Raw genomic sequence first — 15,481 nt, forward strand, 5'->3', positions numbered from 1 at the left:
ACCTTAATTGAGAACAACAAAAACATCGGATTTTCAAAGGCCAACAACCAGGGGATCCAAATTGCCAAAGGCGAATACGTATTACTCCTGAATCCGGATACGCTTGTTCCTCACGATTGCTTTAGCAGATGCTCCGATTTTATGGATTGCACTCCCCAAGCCGGTGCTTTAGGCGTACGTATGATTGACAGCCATGGCCACTACCTGCCTGAATCGAAACGTGGATTACCAACGCCTTGGGTTGCCTTCTGTAAAATTTTTGGTTTAACGCAGCTCTTTCCTCACTCCAGCCGATTTGCCCGTTATTACCTGGGCCATTTGCCAAGCGATAAAACCACCCCCATTGACGTACTGGCGGGCGCTTTTATGTTCTTACGCCGAGCGGCAATCGAAAAATCAGGACTGCTGGATGAACGCTTTTTTATGTATGGCGAGGACATCGACCTCTCGTACCGAATTAGCCAATGTGGTTTTACGAACTACTATTTCCCCGAAACCACCATCTTGCATTATAAAGGTGAAAGTACCCGTAAGGGAAGCCTCAACTACGTCGTTCTATTCTACCGGGCCATGCTTATTTTCTCCCAAAAACACTTTTCCAACCGGCATAACGGTCTGTTCAACCTGCTGATACATCTGGCTGTTTATAGCCGGGCTTTATTGGCCGTCCTCAGTCGAATAGGAAGCGTTGTTTTTTCACCATTACGTCATTTTAGTCCTAAACTGAAAAAACGAAAGCCGATATCAACCCTCGTTGTTGCAATGCCTGAACAAGCCCAAAAACTAAAACAAGCCTTAAATGGCTCCACCGGGAATTATGAAATATTGACTGTTATTTCACCCCAACAACTGAATGAACAACTTAAAGCCACCCAGCCCCAGCTACTTGTTTTTAACATTAATGCCGTTCCTCCAACAACAATTATTCATTATCTCGAAAAGCTCTCCGACTCCAAAGTCCGGGTTAAAATTCTCAATGTGTAATCGTTCTTCTCTTGAGAAACGCCGTATTCATCATCACCCTTAACACGATTCTACTGCTAACGCACAAAAAACTTCCCTAACTTTGACAGATCAATAACGATATCAGAACACGATAATACTTGCACAACACCAAAAGCAATAGTGCAAGTACAAAAAAATTCCGACATTTTACATTACCCAATGATTGAACACAACCCAAAATAGAATGCATATGATGACTAACAGCCAACTTCAATTCGGAAAGATCAGCCTCCGTCCTTTGGAACCCGAAGATCTGGAGTTACTCTATATTTGGGAGAACGACAGCTCGCTTTGGCAAGTTAGTAATACCGTGACTCCGTTTTCTCGCTTCATTCTAAAGCAATACATTGAAGAATCGCATCGCGATATCTATGAAACCAAGCAATTACGCTTAATCATTCAAAATGAAAAAGCCACTCCGGTGGGGGCTATCGACCTGTTCGACTTCGATCCCTATCACCAACGGGCCGGTATTGGCATTTTAATTTATGCAGAAATTGATCGCCAAAAAGGATACGCGGCTGATGCTTTGCAACTCATGTGCAAGTTCGCCAAAGAAACGCTCGGGCTATACCAACTTTATGCCAATATTGGAGCCAATAATCCAGCCAGCATGGCCCTGTTCGAGAAATGTAAATTCAGTCTATCTGGAACAAAAAAAGATTGGTTAAATAGTCCTGAAGGGCGGGTCGACGAGCATATCTACCAACGGATTCTTTAATTATGCCAGCAAATCGGCGAAGGATGGAATATCTTTAAAGAATTGATAATTCCGGGCCTCAAAATCAACCTGACAGCAATAGTGATTTAATCCGTTGGAGACAATTAGGTACGGAACCATAAAGGTAAGATTGTACCGGGCAATCTGATCAAATGTTTTTTGCGTGATTTTAACTTCCGGAGCTTTAAATTCAACAATCATCAATGGTTTTCCCGCTTTTGAATAAACCAGTAAATCGGCCCGAAACTGATTTTGATTCAGTTTTAGACCTGTTTCAACAGCCATTAGCGATGCCGGGAAGTTCTTTTCGTCAACCAAATAACGAATAAAGTTCTGGCGGACCCACTCTTCAGGAGTCAAAACCAGAAACTTTCTCCTGATTTCGTCAAAAATCTGAATTTTCGTATCGACTTGCCGGGTACGAAAAGAATAAGTCGGTAAATTTAGCTGTTTGAACATTTTAAAATTTGTAAAGTTGTATTTTTGTAAAGCTGTCGAATTGAGATAGCCCCAAACATTCAATTAATTGTACAAATATATCAATTGCACATGAAGACCAAGAAAGAGATTGTTGACAATTGGCTCCCCCGCTACACCGGAAAATCCCTCGAAGAATTTGGCGAATATATTATCCTCACAAACTTCCAACTTTACGTTGAAATGTTTGCCCAAAGATTTAATGTCACCGTTGATGGAGAGGATAAAAACATGCCCAGTGCAACGGCCGAAGATATGACCATTATTAACTTCGGTATGGGAAGCCCAAATGCAGCAACAGTCATGGACTTATTGAGTGCGATTATGCCTAAAGCAGTTCTGTTTTTGGGTAAGTGCGGGGGATTAAAGAAGAAAAATAAGCTTGGGGATTTTATCCTTCCTATTGCAGCCATCCGCAGCGAAGGAACCTCCAATGACTATCTACCGGCTGAAGTTCCGGCACTACCGGCCTTTAACCTGCAACGAGCTGTTTCGACGGCAATCCGCGAAAATCAAAAAGACTACTGGACCGGTGTGGTATACACAACCAACCGCCGCGTTTGGGAGTTTGATGAGCGATTTAAAAAATACCTGAAAAAAACCCGTGCGATGGCTGTCGATATGGAAACCGCTACAATTTTCACCGTTGGTTTTGCTAATAAAATCCCAACAGGAGCTTTACTTTTGGTATCCGATCAACCCATGATATCGACCGGAATAAAAACCGACGCCAGCGACAAAAAAGTAACCAGCGATTTTGTTGAAAAACACATACAGGTTGGTATTGAAGCACTTGTTGAAATAAAAACCAACGGCCGATCGGTAAGACACCTTAAATTCTAACCCTTTCAAGCTAAAAAATGACATTCGAAGATATTCTGAGTAACCTCCAAAAGAAAATTTATCATCCCATTTATTTTTTAATGGGTGAAGAAAGCTATTTCATCGATCAAATTGCTGATTACATTACCAACAACGTACTAACGGATGCCGAGAAAGGGTTCAACCAACACATTCTGTACGGTAAGGATACCGACCTCGACACTATTATTACTTATGCACGCCGCTTCCCCATGATGGCAAGCCACCAGGTAATTGTTGTTCGTGAAGCTCAGAACATTAAAAAGATTGAAGACCTGGAGGCTTATGCCAAAAATCCGCTCAACTCAACTATACTGGTTCTAAGTTACAAATACAAAACACTCGACAAGCGCAAAACATTTGCCAAAACAGTCGCTAAAAATGGTGTTCTTTTCGAGTCGAAACGAATCTACGACAACAAACTACCTGACTGGATCAAAAGCTACCTGACCCGAAGAAATTACTCCATCGTACCCCAGGCTTCAATGCTGTTGGCAGAATACCTGGGCACTGACCTCAGTAAAGTTTCGAACGAGCTGGAGAAATTAATTATCAGCCTCCCCGAAAACACTCAAATTACCGCCGATCACATCGAGAAAAATATTGGGATCAGTAAAGATTACAACATTTTCGAGCTTCAGAGTGCTATTGGTACGCGCAACGTACTGAAAAGCAACCAGATCATCAATTACTTTGCGGCGAACCAAAATGCCAATCCGTTTCCACGGACAATATCGAGTCTGTTTCAATACTTTATGAAGATTCTCACCTTTCATTTTTTAGAAGATAAGTCGCAAAATGCGGTGGCCTCAAAACTTGGTGTTCATCCCTTCTTTGTGAAGGAATACATGGCTGCTGCCAAACAATATCCAATTCGGAAGGTTGTTGAGATTATCTCAACCTTGCGCGAGTTCGATATGAAGTCGAAAGGTCTTGGGAATGTTTCTTCGAGCTCCGGCGATCTACAAAAAGAATTGATTTATAAAATTTTACATTAGTCCATATGACCATTATTATCATTGCAGTGACTTGTTTGATTTCGATTGTAGCTTTCAGCAGACCTGAATTGATTGAAAAACTACAATTTAATGCCAGCAAGGTTATTCACAAAAACGAATATTATCGCCTGATTTCTCATGGTTTTGTTCACGCCAACTGGGAGCACCTATTGGTTAACATGATCGTACTATATTCATTTGGTCGGGCAATCGAGATGCATTTCTATGTATTCGGGCGTATGGCTGACGCCTATTTTCTGATTTTATATTTTGGAGGAATGTTGTTTTCGAACCTTTATGCCCTGTACAAACATCGCAACAATTACTATTACAATGCAGTTGGTGCCTCGGGAGCTGTTTCAGCCGTTTTGTTTGCCGCTATCTTTTTCGATCCTTGGAACAAGATTTATTTTTTCGGTCTGTTCCCAATTCCGGGAATCGTTTTCGCAGGTCTTTACCTGTTTTATTCCTACTACATGAGTCGGAAACAAAATGACAACATTGCCCACGATGCACACTTTCTTGGTGCACTTTTCGGCTTTATTTACCCCATCCTGCTTAATGGAAACTACTTTCAACATTTCATGGATAAATTGTTTCATGTGATATAAAAACATGGGCGATTTCATCTTATACAATAAAAATTTTCACCGAAACGAGGATCCTTTCTTTACTTCATCGCAACTGCACAACCTCCTGTTTTGCGATCAAATGAGAATGCTAAAGAGTCAGCTTCCGTTCTGGGATGATCATCTAAAGCTGTGGAAATTGCATTTCCAGCTACTTAGGATAAAGGAACCGCTTTTTCTAACAAACGACGGAAAAGAGCTGAAACGGCAGATCGAAAGAGCACTCGTAAAAAATAAATGTTTCAAAGGGGCAACCATTCGCTTAAGTTTCTTTGTACGTGCTGAAATTCCGGAATACCAAATTGAAATTTCACCGGAACAGGAATCGGCTTATATACAAAATCCCGACGGTTATCAGCTTGAACTATTTCAGCAAATTCAAAAATCCGATTCTCAGTTATCAGCCTTACAGATAGGCTCTGAGGCCATTTGGAAGATTGCAGAAGCCAATGTATCAACAAAGGGTAATGTGCCGATAATCATGAATCTAAATCACTGTTTACTGGAAACACCAGGAGCCAACCTTTTCATTATCAAGAACCGACAGGTTTACTCGCCTGCACCAGCTTCAGGGTGCTATATCAACCCGGCAAAACGCATCATTAGCCAGGTTTGCGAAAAATCAGGATTGCCATTCAATGAGCTTGAGGAGTTATATGAGGAAGATTTAATGGATGCTGATGAAGTCTTTATTGCCAATGACCTGCTTGGAATCCAACACATCCGGGCATTTGGAATGAAACGTTTTTATAAAAGCTATTGTCAGCGGTTAGCCGAAGAGTTTAACCGCCTGCTAATTCATTGATGGGTTTTCAGGAAAGTTCTCCCACATCAGGTATTTGCCACCGATTCCTTTTACAATGTCCAGCCACATGCGCTTTTCGGCCTCAACATCCATCACCGTGTCTTGTTCAATATCGGTAACCAACCAGCTGTTTTCAGTCAATTCCTCTTCCAACTGACCATGATCCCAGCCTGAATAACCCATGAAAAAGCGAACCTCACCGGGCTTAACCATCCCCAACCGGATTTTATTTTTCAATTCATCAAAGTCTCCCCCCCAATACAGATTGTCTTTAATATGAACGCTACCGGTAATTTCGTCGCCAAGTGAGTGTATGAAATAAATGGAATCGGTACTTACCGGACCGCCGATGTAGACATCAGCATCAAAATCGGGGAAGTCGGGAATAATCTCATTAATCGGATAATCAACTTTCTTATTTAAAATGAATCCCACCGCTCCTTTCTCGCTGTGAGCAACCAATAAAATCACAGCACGATTGAAATAGCTGCCGGGCAAAAAAGGTTCTGCAATCAGAATTCGTCCTTTTTGCGGAGCCACATGATTGGTCTCAATTTTAAATATATTGATATTCAGCTTCATAATTTGATATCAATTTAAAGAAAAAACTTTGATATATCAAATACCTAAAAAGGCAGATTCCTTTAAATTAATCATGGTTTACAATTTCATAACCCTTTGGTTACAAAATACAGGCTGAAGAAAATAAGTAAGATTTTTGATTTACTCGACGACAACAAAAACATCTTCGTTCTTCTTGTGCATCAGAAATTGCTCGCGGGCAAATTTCTCCAGGTTCTTTTGGTTCGTTTGAAGCTCCTCAATTTTCAGTTTGTCGGCTTCAATTTTATTCTGCAACAGCCTCTTCTGTTCTTTGAGTTGCTGCAATTTCGATTTATTCTGAAGATGCTGAATTACATTATGCTCGTTTATAGCCAAAATATAAACCACAAAAGCGATGGTAACAATCCCCCACTTGGTTAATACTCTCTCCCTAATCCACTTTGGCATTTTCAACATATCCGTTAAATCTTTCCAACAAATGTAAGTAGTCTGCAATCAAAAAAAAAGGAGATGAATAAAATCATCTCCTTTGTATCGAATAAAATTTGTGCTTATTTCTGATTCGGTAAAAAGTTCGGATACATATATTCTTTCGGAGAAACGAAAGTCTCTTTAATTGTACGAATTGAAGTCCAGCGAATCATATTGAAAACCGAACCGGCTTTGTCGTTTGTTCCTGAACCGCGGGCTCCACCAAAAGGCTGTTGTCCAACAACGGCACCAGTTGGTTTATCGTTGATATAAAAGTTGCCCGCAGAGTTTGATAAACGATTTGTAATGCGCTCAATATTATACCTGTTTTGAGAAAATACAGCTCCTGTCAAAGCATACATGGAGGTTTGATCAAGAATTGTTAAAGTCTCATCCAACTTTTCATCTTCATATATGTAAACCGTCAATACTGGTCCGAACAGTTCTTCAACCATGGTTTCATAATCAGCCTTCTTCGCTAAAATAACTGTTGGTTCAACATAATAGCCAACCGATTTATCGCAGTTACCACCCCAGATCACTTCGGCATCTTTACTCGTTTTGGCACGGTCGATATAAGCTGCCAGTTTATCGAATGATTTTTCGTCGATAACAGCATTCACAAAATTAGTGAAGTCTTCTACTGGTCCCATTTTTACAGTGGCCATCATTTTGGCAAAGCGTTCACGAACATCATCCCAAATACTTTCAGGAATATAAACACGAGAAGCTGCCGAACATTTCTGTCCCTGATATTCGAATGCACCGCGCAACATTGCCACCGCCAAAGCTTGCGGATCGGCAGTAGGATCGGCAAAAATGAAGTCTTTACCTCCTGTTTCACCGACAATGCGTGGATATGATTTGTATTTATAGATGTTTTCACCGATGGTTTTCCAAATGGTTTGGAATACGGCGGTTGACCCCGTAAAATGGATACCCGCAAAATCAGGGTTGCTAAAAATAACTTCACCAGCCACAGGTCCAGGCACATAAACCAGGTTAATAACACCATCGGGCAAACCTGCTTCCTGTAAAATCTCCATGATAACTGCTGCTGAATAAACCGAAGTATTGGACGGTTTCCATACGGCGACATTACCCATCATGGCAGGAGCACTTGGCAGGTTTCCGGCAATCGATGTAAAGTTGAACGGCGTCAATGCAAAAACAAAGCCTTCCAACGGACGATATTCATTATAATTCCAAATTCCGGCTGCAGATTCCGGCTGCTGCTCATAAATTTCGATCATACATTTTACACCAAAACGAAAGAAATCAGCTAACTCACAAGCGGCATCAATCTCAGCCTGGAAGGCGTTTTTTGATTGCCCCAACATCGTTGCTGCATTCATTTTATCGCGATACGGTCCGACTAATAAATCGGCTGCTTTCAGGAAAATAGCTGCACGATGCTGCCATCCCATGTTTGCCCATTCTTCTTTAGCATCCAAAGCAGCATCAATAGCCATTTGTACGTGCGATGAATCTCCTTCGTAAAAATAGCCCAATGTATGTTTATGTTCGTGTGGAGGTGCAATTCTACGACGACGATCAGTCGTCACTTCTTTCCCGCCAATAATCATCGGGAGTTCAACTTCCATTGACCGCAACTCAGCAAGCTTAGCCTGCAAACTTTCTCTTTCCGGTGATCCAGGTGCATAAGTCCGAACGGGCTCGTTTTTAGCAACTGGCACATTAAATATTCCTTTTGGCATAATATACTATTATAATTACTACACTTCAAAATTCTTATTAACCCCTGAACTACAAAGCTAAACAATGGAAAAAACCTAATCTATAATAAATATCAGCTTTCAAAAAATGTCAATATAAACTCAGCACACCTTACTTGTCCATTCAAAAATCATTATATTTATGCAAAACTATTATTGCATTCATGCGCGTGTCAGTCATCAACTTAATTGTCGACAAACTTTCATCTAAATCCAACGAAGCGAGACGCATAACGCTTGGATTATACCTGATTTTTTCCCTGACTACCATTTTTAGCCTCTACAGCTTGACAATGGGAATTGCAGGAAAATTGCGTTACCAGTGCATCCCCGGCGACATCACATTGATGGCTTTATCAATCATCAGCATTTATTTTTTGTATTGGGGAAAAGCAAAGCATGCAATCAATAATATTTTCTTTTTAGCTATTCCGGCCTATTTCTATTTTGCTTCGTCAGAATATGCCATAATGCCAATCCATCAAACAATTCAGTTTTCGCTTTGGACCGGCATAATAGGCCTTTTAATGCTACTTTTCCTGAGCAACGATCGGATTCGGATCAGCATCTTTTATCTCATCTGGCTGACATTCACAGGCCTTCACATCTGGCTGGCCGACCGAATAAATATGATTGGTCTCCTTTACTGGAATCCGACGGAGTTCATTCTTAACCCGCTGATTATTTTAACAATTGGCTTTATCATGTGCTACATTACGGCCTGGAGCTACGGTCTAAACATGAAGGAGCTAATCACCCAGGCTGCGGAAACCGAAAACCGGATAAACCAAACAGTCAGACAGCTTCCTGAATCAGTCATGCTCTTAAAAATTAACCGGGATGAACTGGGTAATCCGGTAAACCTGGAGGTTCAAAAAATCAATAAAGCATTTGAGACCCTTTTCAATGTTTCATCCCGAGAAGTTCGGAATGTCGATGCAGATATTATCTTTCCCAAACTCTTTAAGAATGCGTTCGACTGGAATAATTTTTTTCTCCATTCCAAAAAGAAAAAAACCGAGCTTAACCTGCAACATTTAAATAAATGGCTGGAACTGACTGCTGTGATGCCAACCAAAGACAGTATTGCCTGTATTTTCTACGACATTACTCCAAAACAAGAGGTCATCAGTAGTCTTAAAGAAAGCAGGAAACGTTACCAGGTTTTGCTGGAAGCGATCCCTGACCTGTTCTTCATTATTGATAAAGACGGTATTTACGTCGACTTTGTCATCAAGGACTCGGAGCTTGTTCAAATTAACCCGGACGACATCATTGGCAATTCCATTTACGAGGTTGGTTTTTCCGAAAAGATGTCACGAAAGATTTACCAATACATCCAGGACGCCATCCAATTCGACTCGATTGAAACAATTGAGTATGCCCTGGAAGTCGAGAAAGGAACAGCCATGTTTGAGATGCGGATTGCCAAGTTGGATGACAATTCGGTTATTACGATTGCCCGCGACATTACCAAGCGCAAACTGGCCGAAATAAGACTGGAAGAAGCCAAACAAAAAGCGGAAGAAGCCGACCAGCTAAAATCAGCGTTCCTGGCCAACATCTCACACGAAATACGAACACCAATGAATGCAATCATTGGTTTTTCGCGCATGTTGGGCTCACCCGACTTTGACGAAGAAGAACGCAGCCGCTTTATTGAGATTGTGGTTAACAATGGTCGCTTATTAATGGAAATGATCAATGACATGATCAGTATTTCAAAAATTGAAAGCAACCAGGTTGTCGTTCATAAAGGCTTTTGCAAAATTAACGACCTTTTAGTAGACCTTTACCGCGAATACAGTATTGACGTTGCCAACAAACCCATAAAGCTGAAACTGAACAACGAGAATGCGAATCCCAAATTCGGCGTTTCAACCGACCGCTATTTGTTAACCGAGATCCTGAAGAAACTCATCGACAATGCTATCAAATTCACCTCCGAAGGAGAAGTTGAGTTTGGCTATGAAATGATCGGTAAAGACCAATTACGATTTTTCATTCGCGACACAGGAATTGGAATTGACAAGCAGAATATGGAACGGATTTTTGACCGTTTCCATCAAATTGACAACACAAAAAGCCGTAAATACGAGGGTACCGGCCTAGGTCTGGCGATTGCCCAGCATTACGCAATAGTACTGGGAGGAAAGATAGAAGTTCAATCCGTTGTAAGCCAAGGTTCGACCTTCTCCTTTAGCATTCCTTTCGAAAACGGAGATGGACTGCTAACGATTGTCCGCTAAAACGTTCTTGAGTTGAGCTGGGTAAAACCAACCAGCTGCTCATATCGATCTGATAAACCTTTATAATAGACAAAAATCTGATAATCGTTTTCGGTTTCAAAATGACTTCCTTCCAAAACAGTCTCATCAGCTTTTGATGCACCTTTGGGTACATAAACATATTCGTAGTTGTAATACCCTTGCTTCAGCAGCAAGGTAAGTTCATATTCCTTACGCTCATTATTCCAACTCATGGCAGTCGATTTATCCGTCGTCCAATTGGTTAAAGCACCAAAAACGTGAACCGATCCTCCAACCAATGGAACAGGCACAGCCAAGGTAAAATGCACAAAACCATAATCACATTCGGTATCCTTATCCTGTATCCGATCCTGACTCTCAATCGTGAAATTACCATCCATCTCCTTATAATCGAAATACTTTTTGTTCGAGCGAATTTCATCTTTCATCAAAGTAACATGGTAGTATCCCTGATATTCTCCAATCTGATCAACATTTTCTCCAACATACTTCCACGAACGCATATCGAAATAACGGAACTCATTTCCTCCCGGAAATACATTTTTATCATCGTAATCGTAGACCAATTCATTTTTACGCACAAAAAGCGGCTTCAAATCCCGGATTGCAGAATCCCACCGCCGATTTTTCATCACAACAACTTTAATCTCGCTAAACGGATCATCCAATTGCAACTGCCCATGCATTATTGAAAAATCCACTTCCTGGTTATCTCCCTGATAGGGATCAAATGTCGCCTTCTTCACCTGAGCATTGATTCCTACCTTTCGATCCAGCACATAAAACCGCCTCGTCAAAACCGGCTTTTCCCGATCCGATCCTTCATAGACAATCAGCACGTAATTCCCCGAATAATTCAAACTAACCTGGTCGTTTGGAATTGTCAACTGATAATTCACATAATTCATGGTGGTATTGAAACTCAAGGCATAATCATCGAGTGGGTTCTCTGCAAATCCGTTCAGATACTCGCTTTGCATGACAAATGATTCATGCCAATCCGCATCGCAATGCAAAATTGTATAGTTGTAATTTTTCACATTGCCCGACAAATCGTCAAATTTCAACACCAATTGTTCATCACTACCAAGCGAAAGAACAGGCATCGACAACTCACTACCCGAAGAAAATAGTTGAACTGATTTAATATCCGGATTGAAAACAGCATCCCCAAAAGCCCGATCAGGCTCTTCCTGCGCTAAAGAATTTAATGAAAAAATAACGCTGAAAATAACCGATAGAAAAAAATTAAGTCGACACATTTTCATTTCAAAATCAATGATAAAGAAAGGCTTTCAGCCAATGATTAAATTCGGAATAAACAAAGAGTTTGCAAAGTATGGAATTATTGCTAACCAATTGGTTTAAAAGCCCAAGTTTCCTAACAAAGATTGTGAAAAGTTTTCAATAATAATTACTTTTGCTACCCATTAAATTTAAACAACAAGGGATTACAATGTCAAAGCATTTTAAACTAAAACGCGGATTGGATATCCGGTTGAAAGGTGCTGCGGAGGCGACTATAACAGACGCGTCTGCTCCCGCAACCGTTGCCCTTAAGCCAACCGATTTTTTTGGCTTAACTCCAAAATTAAGTGTGAAGGTTGATGCCCAGGTAAAAGCTGGCGACGCCCTGTTCTTCGACAAATACAATCCGGAAATTTTCTTCACGTCTCCGGTTAGTGGTACAGTAAAAACCATTAACCGCGGTGAACGTCGTCGAATTCTGGAAGTAGTTGTTGAGGCAGACGGCAAAAATGAGTTTGCTTCTTTTTCCAAGGCTGATCCTGCAAAACTTAGCAAAGATGAGATTGCCGGGCTACTTTTAAACAGCGGACTTTGGCCATTCATCAAACAACGTCCTTACGGGACTTTAGCCAAACCTAGTGATCAACCCAAAAACATTTTCATTTCAGGATTCGACTCAAGTCCTCTGGCTCCTGATTATGAATTGATTTTCAAAAACGACCTTGCCAGCATTCAAACAGGTATTAATGCAATGGCTAAGTTGACGGAAGGAAAAGTTTACCTTGGTCTTCCGGGGAAAGTATCAAACAGCATTTTCAGTGGGTTGAAAAACGTTGAAACCAACTCCTTCTCAGGTCCACACCCTGCAGGTAACGTTGGTATTCAAATCCACAAAGTAGCTCCAATTAATAAAGGAGAAGTTGTTTGGACTATTTCCGTTCAGGCATTAGCTTACATTGGTCGTTTATTCGAAACCGGCAAAGTCGATCTGACTAAAACAATTGCCTTATGCGGTTCCGAAGTTAGCGCACCTCAATACTACAACACAATCCACGGAGCTGACATCAGCTCGATTGTGAACGGTAAAACAAAACAAGAAGACCCGGAACGAATCATCAGCGGCAATGTACTTACCGGTACAAAAGTTGAAGCTGACAATTTCCTGGGATTCTCTGACCAGCAAATTACTGTTATTCCGGAAGGCGAACACTATGCGTTTATAGGTTGGGCTGCTCCCGGATTCGACAAATACTCTGCTTCAAAAACATTCTTCTCAAGTTTATTCCCGAAAAAAGAATATACACTGGATGCCAACATGAATGGTGCTGAACGTGCCTTCGTAGTTACCGGTCAATATGAGAAGTTCCTTCCGATGGATATTTTACCCGTTTTCCTGCTTAAAGCAATTTTAGCAAACGACATCGACAAGATGGAACAATTGGGTATTTACGAAGTGGTTGAAGAAGACTTTGCACTATGTGAATATGCTTGTACTTCAAAAATTAAAGTTCAGGACATTCTACGCAAAGGAATTGACTCCATGGTAAAAGAAGTGGGATAAACGATTGCTTTAAAAAAGAAATTCAATGAAAGCGATAAAGAATTTTTTCGAAAAAACGAAGCCTCATGTACAAAAGGGCGCCAAATACCATTGGCTGCACTCGACGCATGATGCCTTATTTACGTTATTCTTTGTACCAAAGAATACGTCAAAGTCAGGAACTCACATCCACGACTTTATTGACCTAAAACGGACCATGGGGGTTGTTGTCCTTGCCTTGGTTCCAGCCTTACTTTTTGGTATGTACAACGCAGGTTACCAACACTTCGGCGCTTTAGGCCAATTAGAAACAGCTTCATTTTTTGACCTGTTCCTGTTTGGTTTGCTGAAAATATTACCGATCATCGTTGTTTCATATGTCGTTGGTTTGGGTATTGAATTCATCTTTGCTCAATTCCGGGGCCACGAAGTAAACGAAGGGTTCCTGGTTTCAGGTCTCCTTATTCCGATGGTTATGCCGATAAATACACCACTATGGATGATTGCAATTGCAGTTGCTTTCGCGGTTGTTTTCGGTAAAGAAGTTTTCGGTGGTACAGGTATGAACATTTGGAACCCTGCATTGGTAGCTCGTGCATTCCTGTTCTTTGCTTACCCTGGAAAAATGTCAGGTGACTCAGTATGGATTGCCCATGATGGAGTACAAAAAGCCGTAGACGGTTTTACTGGTGCAACACCAATGGCTTTAGCTGCTGCTGGTCATACCGATGCTTTGAATACATGGAACGCATTTGTTGGTTTGATCCCTGGATCAATTGGTGAAACATCAACAATCGCCATCCTGATCGGTGCATTAATTCTTATTGTTACCGGAATCGGTAGCTGGAGGATCATGTTATCAACGGTATTGGGTGGTTTGTTCATGGGACTTCTGCTTAACACCTTCGCTGGCGACAACGCATATATGGCATTACCATTCTATGATCACCTGATTATTGGCGGTTTTGCTTTCGGTGCTGTGTTTATGGCAACCGACCCGGTTTCGGCGGCTCAAACAGTGAAAGGGAAATGGATCTACGGATTCCTGATTGGTGTCTTAGCCATCCTTATTCGTGTAGTAAACCCGGCTTACCCGGAAGGCGTGATGTTGGCTATTCTATTAATGAACACCTTTGCACCTCTGATTGACCACTATGTTGTTGAAAGCAACATCAAACGTCGGTTGAAACGGGCAAAAGTAAATGTTTAACCTGAAAAGACTACGATAATGGACAGGAATAGTAATGTTTATACATTTATATATGCCGCAGTAATGGTTATTCTGGTCGCTGCAATTCTTTCTTTTGCAGCCTTTAACCTGAAGCCATATCAAGCAAAGAATATTGAAACTGAGAAAAAACAAAATATTCTTGCATCTGTAAACATTGCAGCAACTGCTGCTAATGCTGAGCAGATCTACAGCGAGAAAATTGTTAACTCATACATCGTAAACTCTAAAGGCGAGAAACTTGATGGCGACGCTTTTACAGTTGATCTGAAAAAGCAATATGCCCAAAAAGATCTATCAAAGCGTCTTTTGCCGGTTTTCGAATGTAAAATTGACGGTGCTATAAAATATATTTTACCGTTATATGGAACTGGTCTTTGGGGACCAATCTGGGGATACATCTCGGTTGACAGTGATAGGAACACCATTTACGGTGCTACTTTCGACCACCAGGGAGAAACCCCGGGACTAGGTGCTGAGATCGCCACTAAAGCTTTCCAGGCTCAATTTAAAGGGAAGACGATTTTCGACGAAAATGGCAAATTCTATTCAATTATTGTTGCCAAATCAAACGAAACGGCTCCGAAAGCACACAGTGTGGATGCAATTTCAGGAGGTACAATTACTTCTAAAGGTTTGCAGGCAATGCTATTGGAAGATTTAACTGCCTACACAGCATTTTTCAATCAGAAAAAATAGACGAGATGAGCGATAAAGAAGCATTATTTTCAAAGAAAAACCTGGGACTGTTATCCAACCCGCTTAACAGCAACAATCCGATTACAGTACAGGTATTGGGTATTTGTTCTGCACTGGCAGTTACAGCCCAATTGAAACCGGCTATCGTTATGGCTATCGCCGTAACAGCAGTTGTAGCCTTTGCAAACGTAATTATTTCGCTTTTGCGTAATAGTATCCCTAACCGGAT

Annotated in this window: 16 protein-coding genes; 11 read left to right on the forward strand and 5 right to left on the reverse strand. The window is 41.1% G+C overall.

All coding sequences use genetic code 11. From position 1 onward, the window contains the following. Both AC37HE_RS01160 and AC37HE_RS01165 read left to right on the forward strand, forming a co-directional pair. A partial coding sequence (locus AC37HE_RS01160; protein WP_500780936.1) for a glycosyltransferase family 2 protein occupies window positions 1-984 on the forward strand: 984 nt, incomplete at its 5' end. 211 nt (window positions 985-1,195) lie between these two features. Further along, window positions 1,196-1,726: a GNAT family N-acetyltransferase gene (locus AC37HE_RS01165; RefSeq protein ID WP_500780937.1), complete on the forward strand. Its 531-nt coding sequence runs from the start codon at window positions 1,196-1,198 to the stop codon at window positions 1,724-1,726. Here AC37HE_RS01165 and AC37HE_RS01170 read toward each other — a convergent pair whose 3' ends face one another. Continuing rightward, window positions 1,727-2,185, reverse strand: a complete 459-nt coding sequence (locus AC37HE_RS01170; RefSeq protein ID WP_500780938.1) for a type I restriction enzyme HsdR N-terminal domain-containing protein — start codon at window positions 2,183-2,185, stop codon at window positions 1,727-1,729. It lies immediately after the preceding gene. A 90-nt stretch (window positions 2,186-2,275) separates the two neighbouring features. Between AC37HE_RS01170 and AC37HE_RS01175 the strand changes: the two genes are divergently transcribed. The 4 genes from AC37HE_RS01175 to AC37HE_RS01190 all read left to right on the forward strand — a co-directional run bounded on the left by AC37HE_RS01175 (window position 2,276) and on the right by AC37HE_RS01190 (window position 5,496). Further along, window positions 2,276-3,046, forward strand: a complete 771-nt coding sequence (locus AC37HE_RS01175; RefSeq protein ID WP_500780939.1) for an AMP nucleosidase — start codon at window positions 2,276-2,278, stop codon at window positions 3,044-3,046. Window positions 3,047-3,063: 17 nt separating this feature from the next. After that, window positions 3,064-4,062, forward strand: coding sequence for a DNA polymerase III subunit delta (gene holA / locus AC37HE_RS01180; RefSeq protein ID WP_500780940.1), 999 nt, complete (start codon window positions 3,064-3,066; stop codon window positions 4,060-4,062). Between the two features lie 5 nt (window positions 4,063-4,067). Further along, a complete protein-coding gene (locus AC37HE_RS01185) occupies window positions 4,068-4,673 on the forward strand; it encodes a rhomboid family intramembrane serine protease (protein WP_500780941.1) in 606 nt (201 codons plus the stop codon). A 106-nt stretch (window positions 4,674-4,779) separates the two neighbouring features. After that, complete coding sequence (locus tag AC37HE_RS01190; RefSeq protein WP_500780942.1) at window positions 4,780-5,496, forward strand: aminotransferase class IV; 717 nt, start codon at window positions 4,780-4,782, stop codon at window positions 5,494-5,496. On the opposite strand, the gene AC37HE_RS01195 is transcribed toward AC37HE_RS01190, so the two are convergent. The 3 genes from AC37HE_RS01195 to pruA all read right to left on the reverse strand — a co-directional run bounded on the left by AC37HE_RS01195 (window position 5,485) and on the right by pruA (window position 8,249). Further along, on the reverse strand, window positions 5,485-6,078 hold the full coding sequence (locus AC37HE_RS01195; RefSeq protein ID WP_500780943.1) for a YqgE/AlgH family protein: 594 nt from the start codon (window positions 6,076-6,078) through the stop codon (window positions 5,485-5,487). The genes AC37HE_RS01190 and AC37HE_RS01195 overlap by 12 nt on opposite strands. 141 nt (window positions 6,079-6,219) lie before the next feature. Beyond that, a complete protein-coding gene (locus tag AC37HE_RS01200; RefSeq protein ID WP_500780944.1) occupies window positions 6,220-6,507 on the reverse strand; it encodes an FtsB family cell division protein in 288 nt (95 codons plus the stop codon). 104 nt (window positions 6,508-6,611) lie between these two features. Beyond that, entirely contained in the window at window positions 6,612-8,249 is a 1,638-nt protein-coding gene (gene pruA, locus AC37HE_RS01205) for an L-glutamate gamma-semialdehyde dehydrogenase (protein ID WP_500780945.1), read from the reverse strand. A 182-nt stretch (window positions 8,250-8,431) separates the two neighbouring features. Here pruA and AC37HE_RS01210 point away from each other — a divergent pair, with 182 nt between their 5' ends. Next, window positions 8,432-10,516 (forward strand): sensor histidine kinase, encoded by a 2,085-nt coding sequence (locus AC37HE_RS01210; protein ID WP_500780946.1) that lies wholly within the window; start codon window positions 8,432-8,434, stop codon window positions 10,514-10,516. Here AC37HE_RS01210 and AC37HE_RS01215 read toward each other — a convergent pair. Further along, on the reverse strand, window positions 10,513-11,799 hold the full coding sequence (locus AC37HE_RS01215; RefSeq protein ID WP_500780947.1) for a type IX secretion system plug protein: 1,287 nt from the start codon (window positions 11,797-11,799) through the stop codon (window positions 10,513-10,515). The two genes, AC37HE_RS01210 and AC37HE_RS01215, sit on opposite strands and share 4 nt — an antisense overlap. Before the next feature lie 194 nt (window positions 11,800-11,993). Between AC37HE_RS01215 and AC37HE_RS01220 the strand changes: the two genes are divergently transcribed. From AC37HE_RS01220 to AC37HE_RS01235, 4 genes are all read left to right on the forward strand, one after another. Beyond that, window positions 11,994-13,346 carry a Na(+)-translocating NADH-quinone reductase subunit A gene (locus AC37HE_RS01220; protein WP_500780948.1) on the forward strand — a complete coding sequence of 451 codons (1,353 nt, stop codon included), beginning with the start codon at window positions 11,994-11,996 and terminating at the stop codon, window positions 13,344-13,346. Between the two features lie 25 nt (window positions 13,347-13,371). After that, a complete protein-coding gene (locus AC37HE_RS01225; RefSeq protein WP_500780949.1) occupies window positions 13,372-14,535 on the forward strand; it encodes an NADH:ubiquinone reductase (Na(+)-transporting) subunit B in 1,164 nt (387 codons plus the stop codon). Window positions 14,536-14,553: 18 nt separating this feature from the next. Continuing rightward, window positions 14,554-15,252 carry an NADH:ubiquinone reductase (Na(+)-transporting) subunit C gene (gene nqrC, locus AC37HE_RS01230; protein WP_500780950.1) on the forward strand — a complete coding sequence of 233 codons (699 nt, stop codon included), beginning with the start codon at window positions 14,554-14,556 and terminating at the stop codon, window positions 15,250-15,252. 5 nt (window positions 15,253-15,257) lie between these two features. Continuing rightward, window positions 15,258-15,481, forward strand: a 224-nt coding sequence (locus tag AC37HE_RS01235; RefSeq protein ID WP_500780951.1) for an Rnf-Nqr domain containing protein, incomplete at its 3' end; no start/stop codon positions are given.

This window comes from Mangrovibacterium sp. (assembly GCF_059905295.1).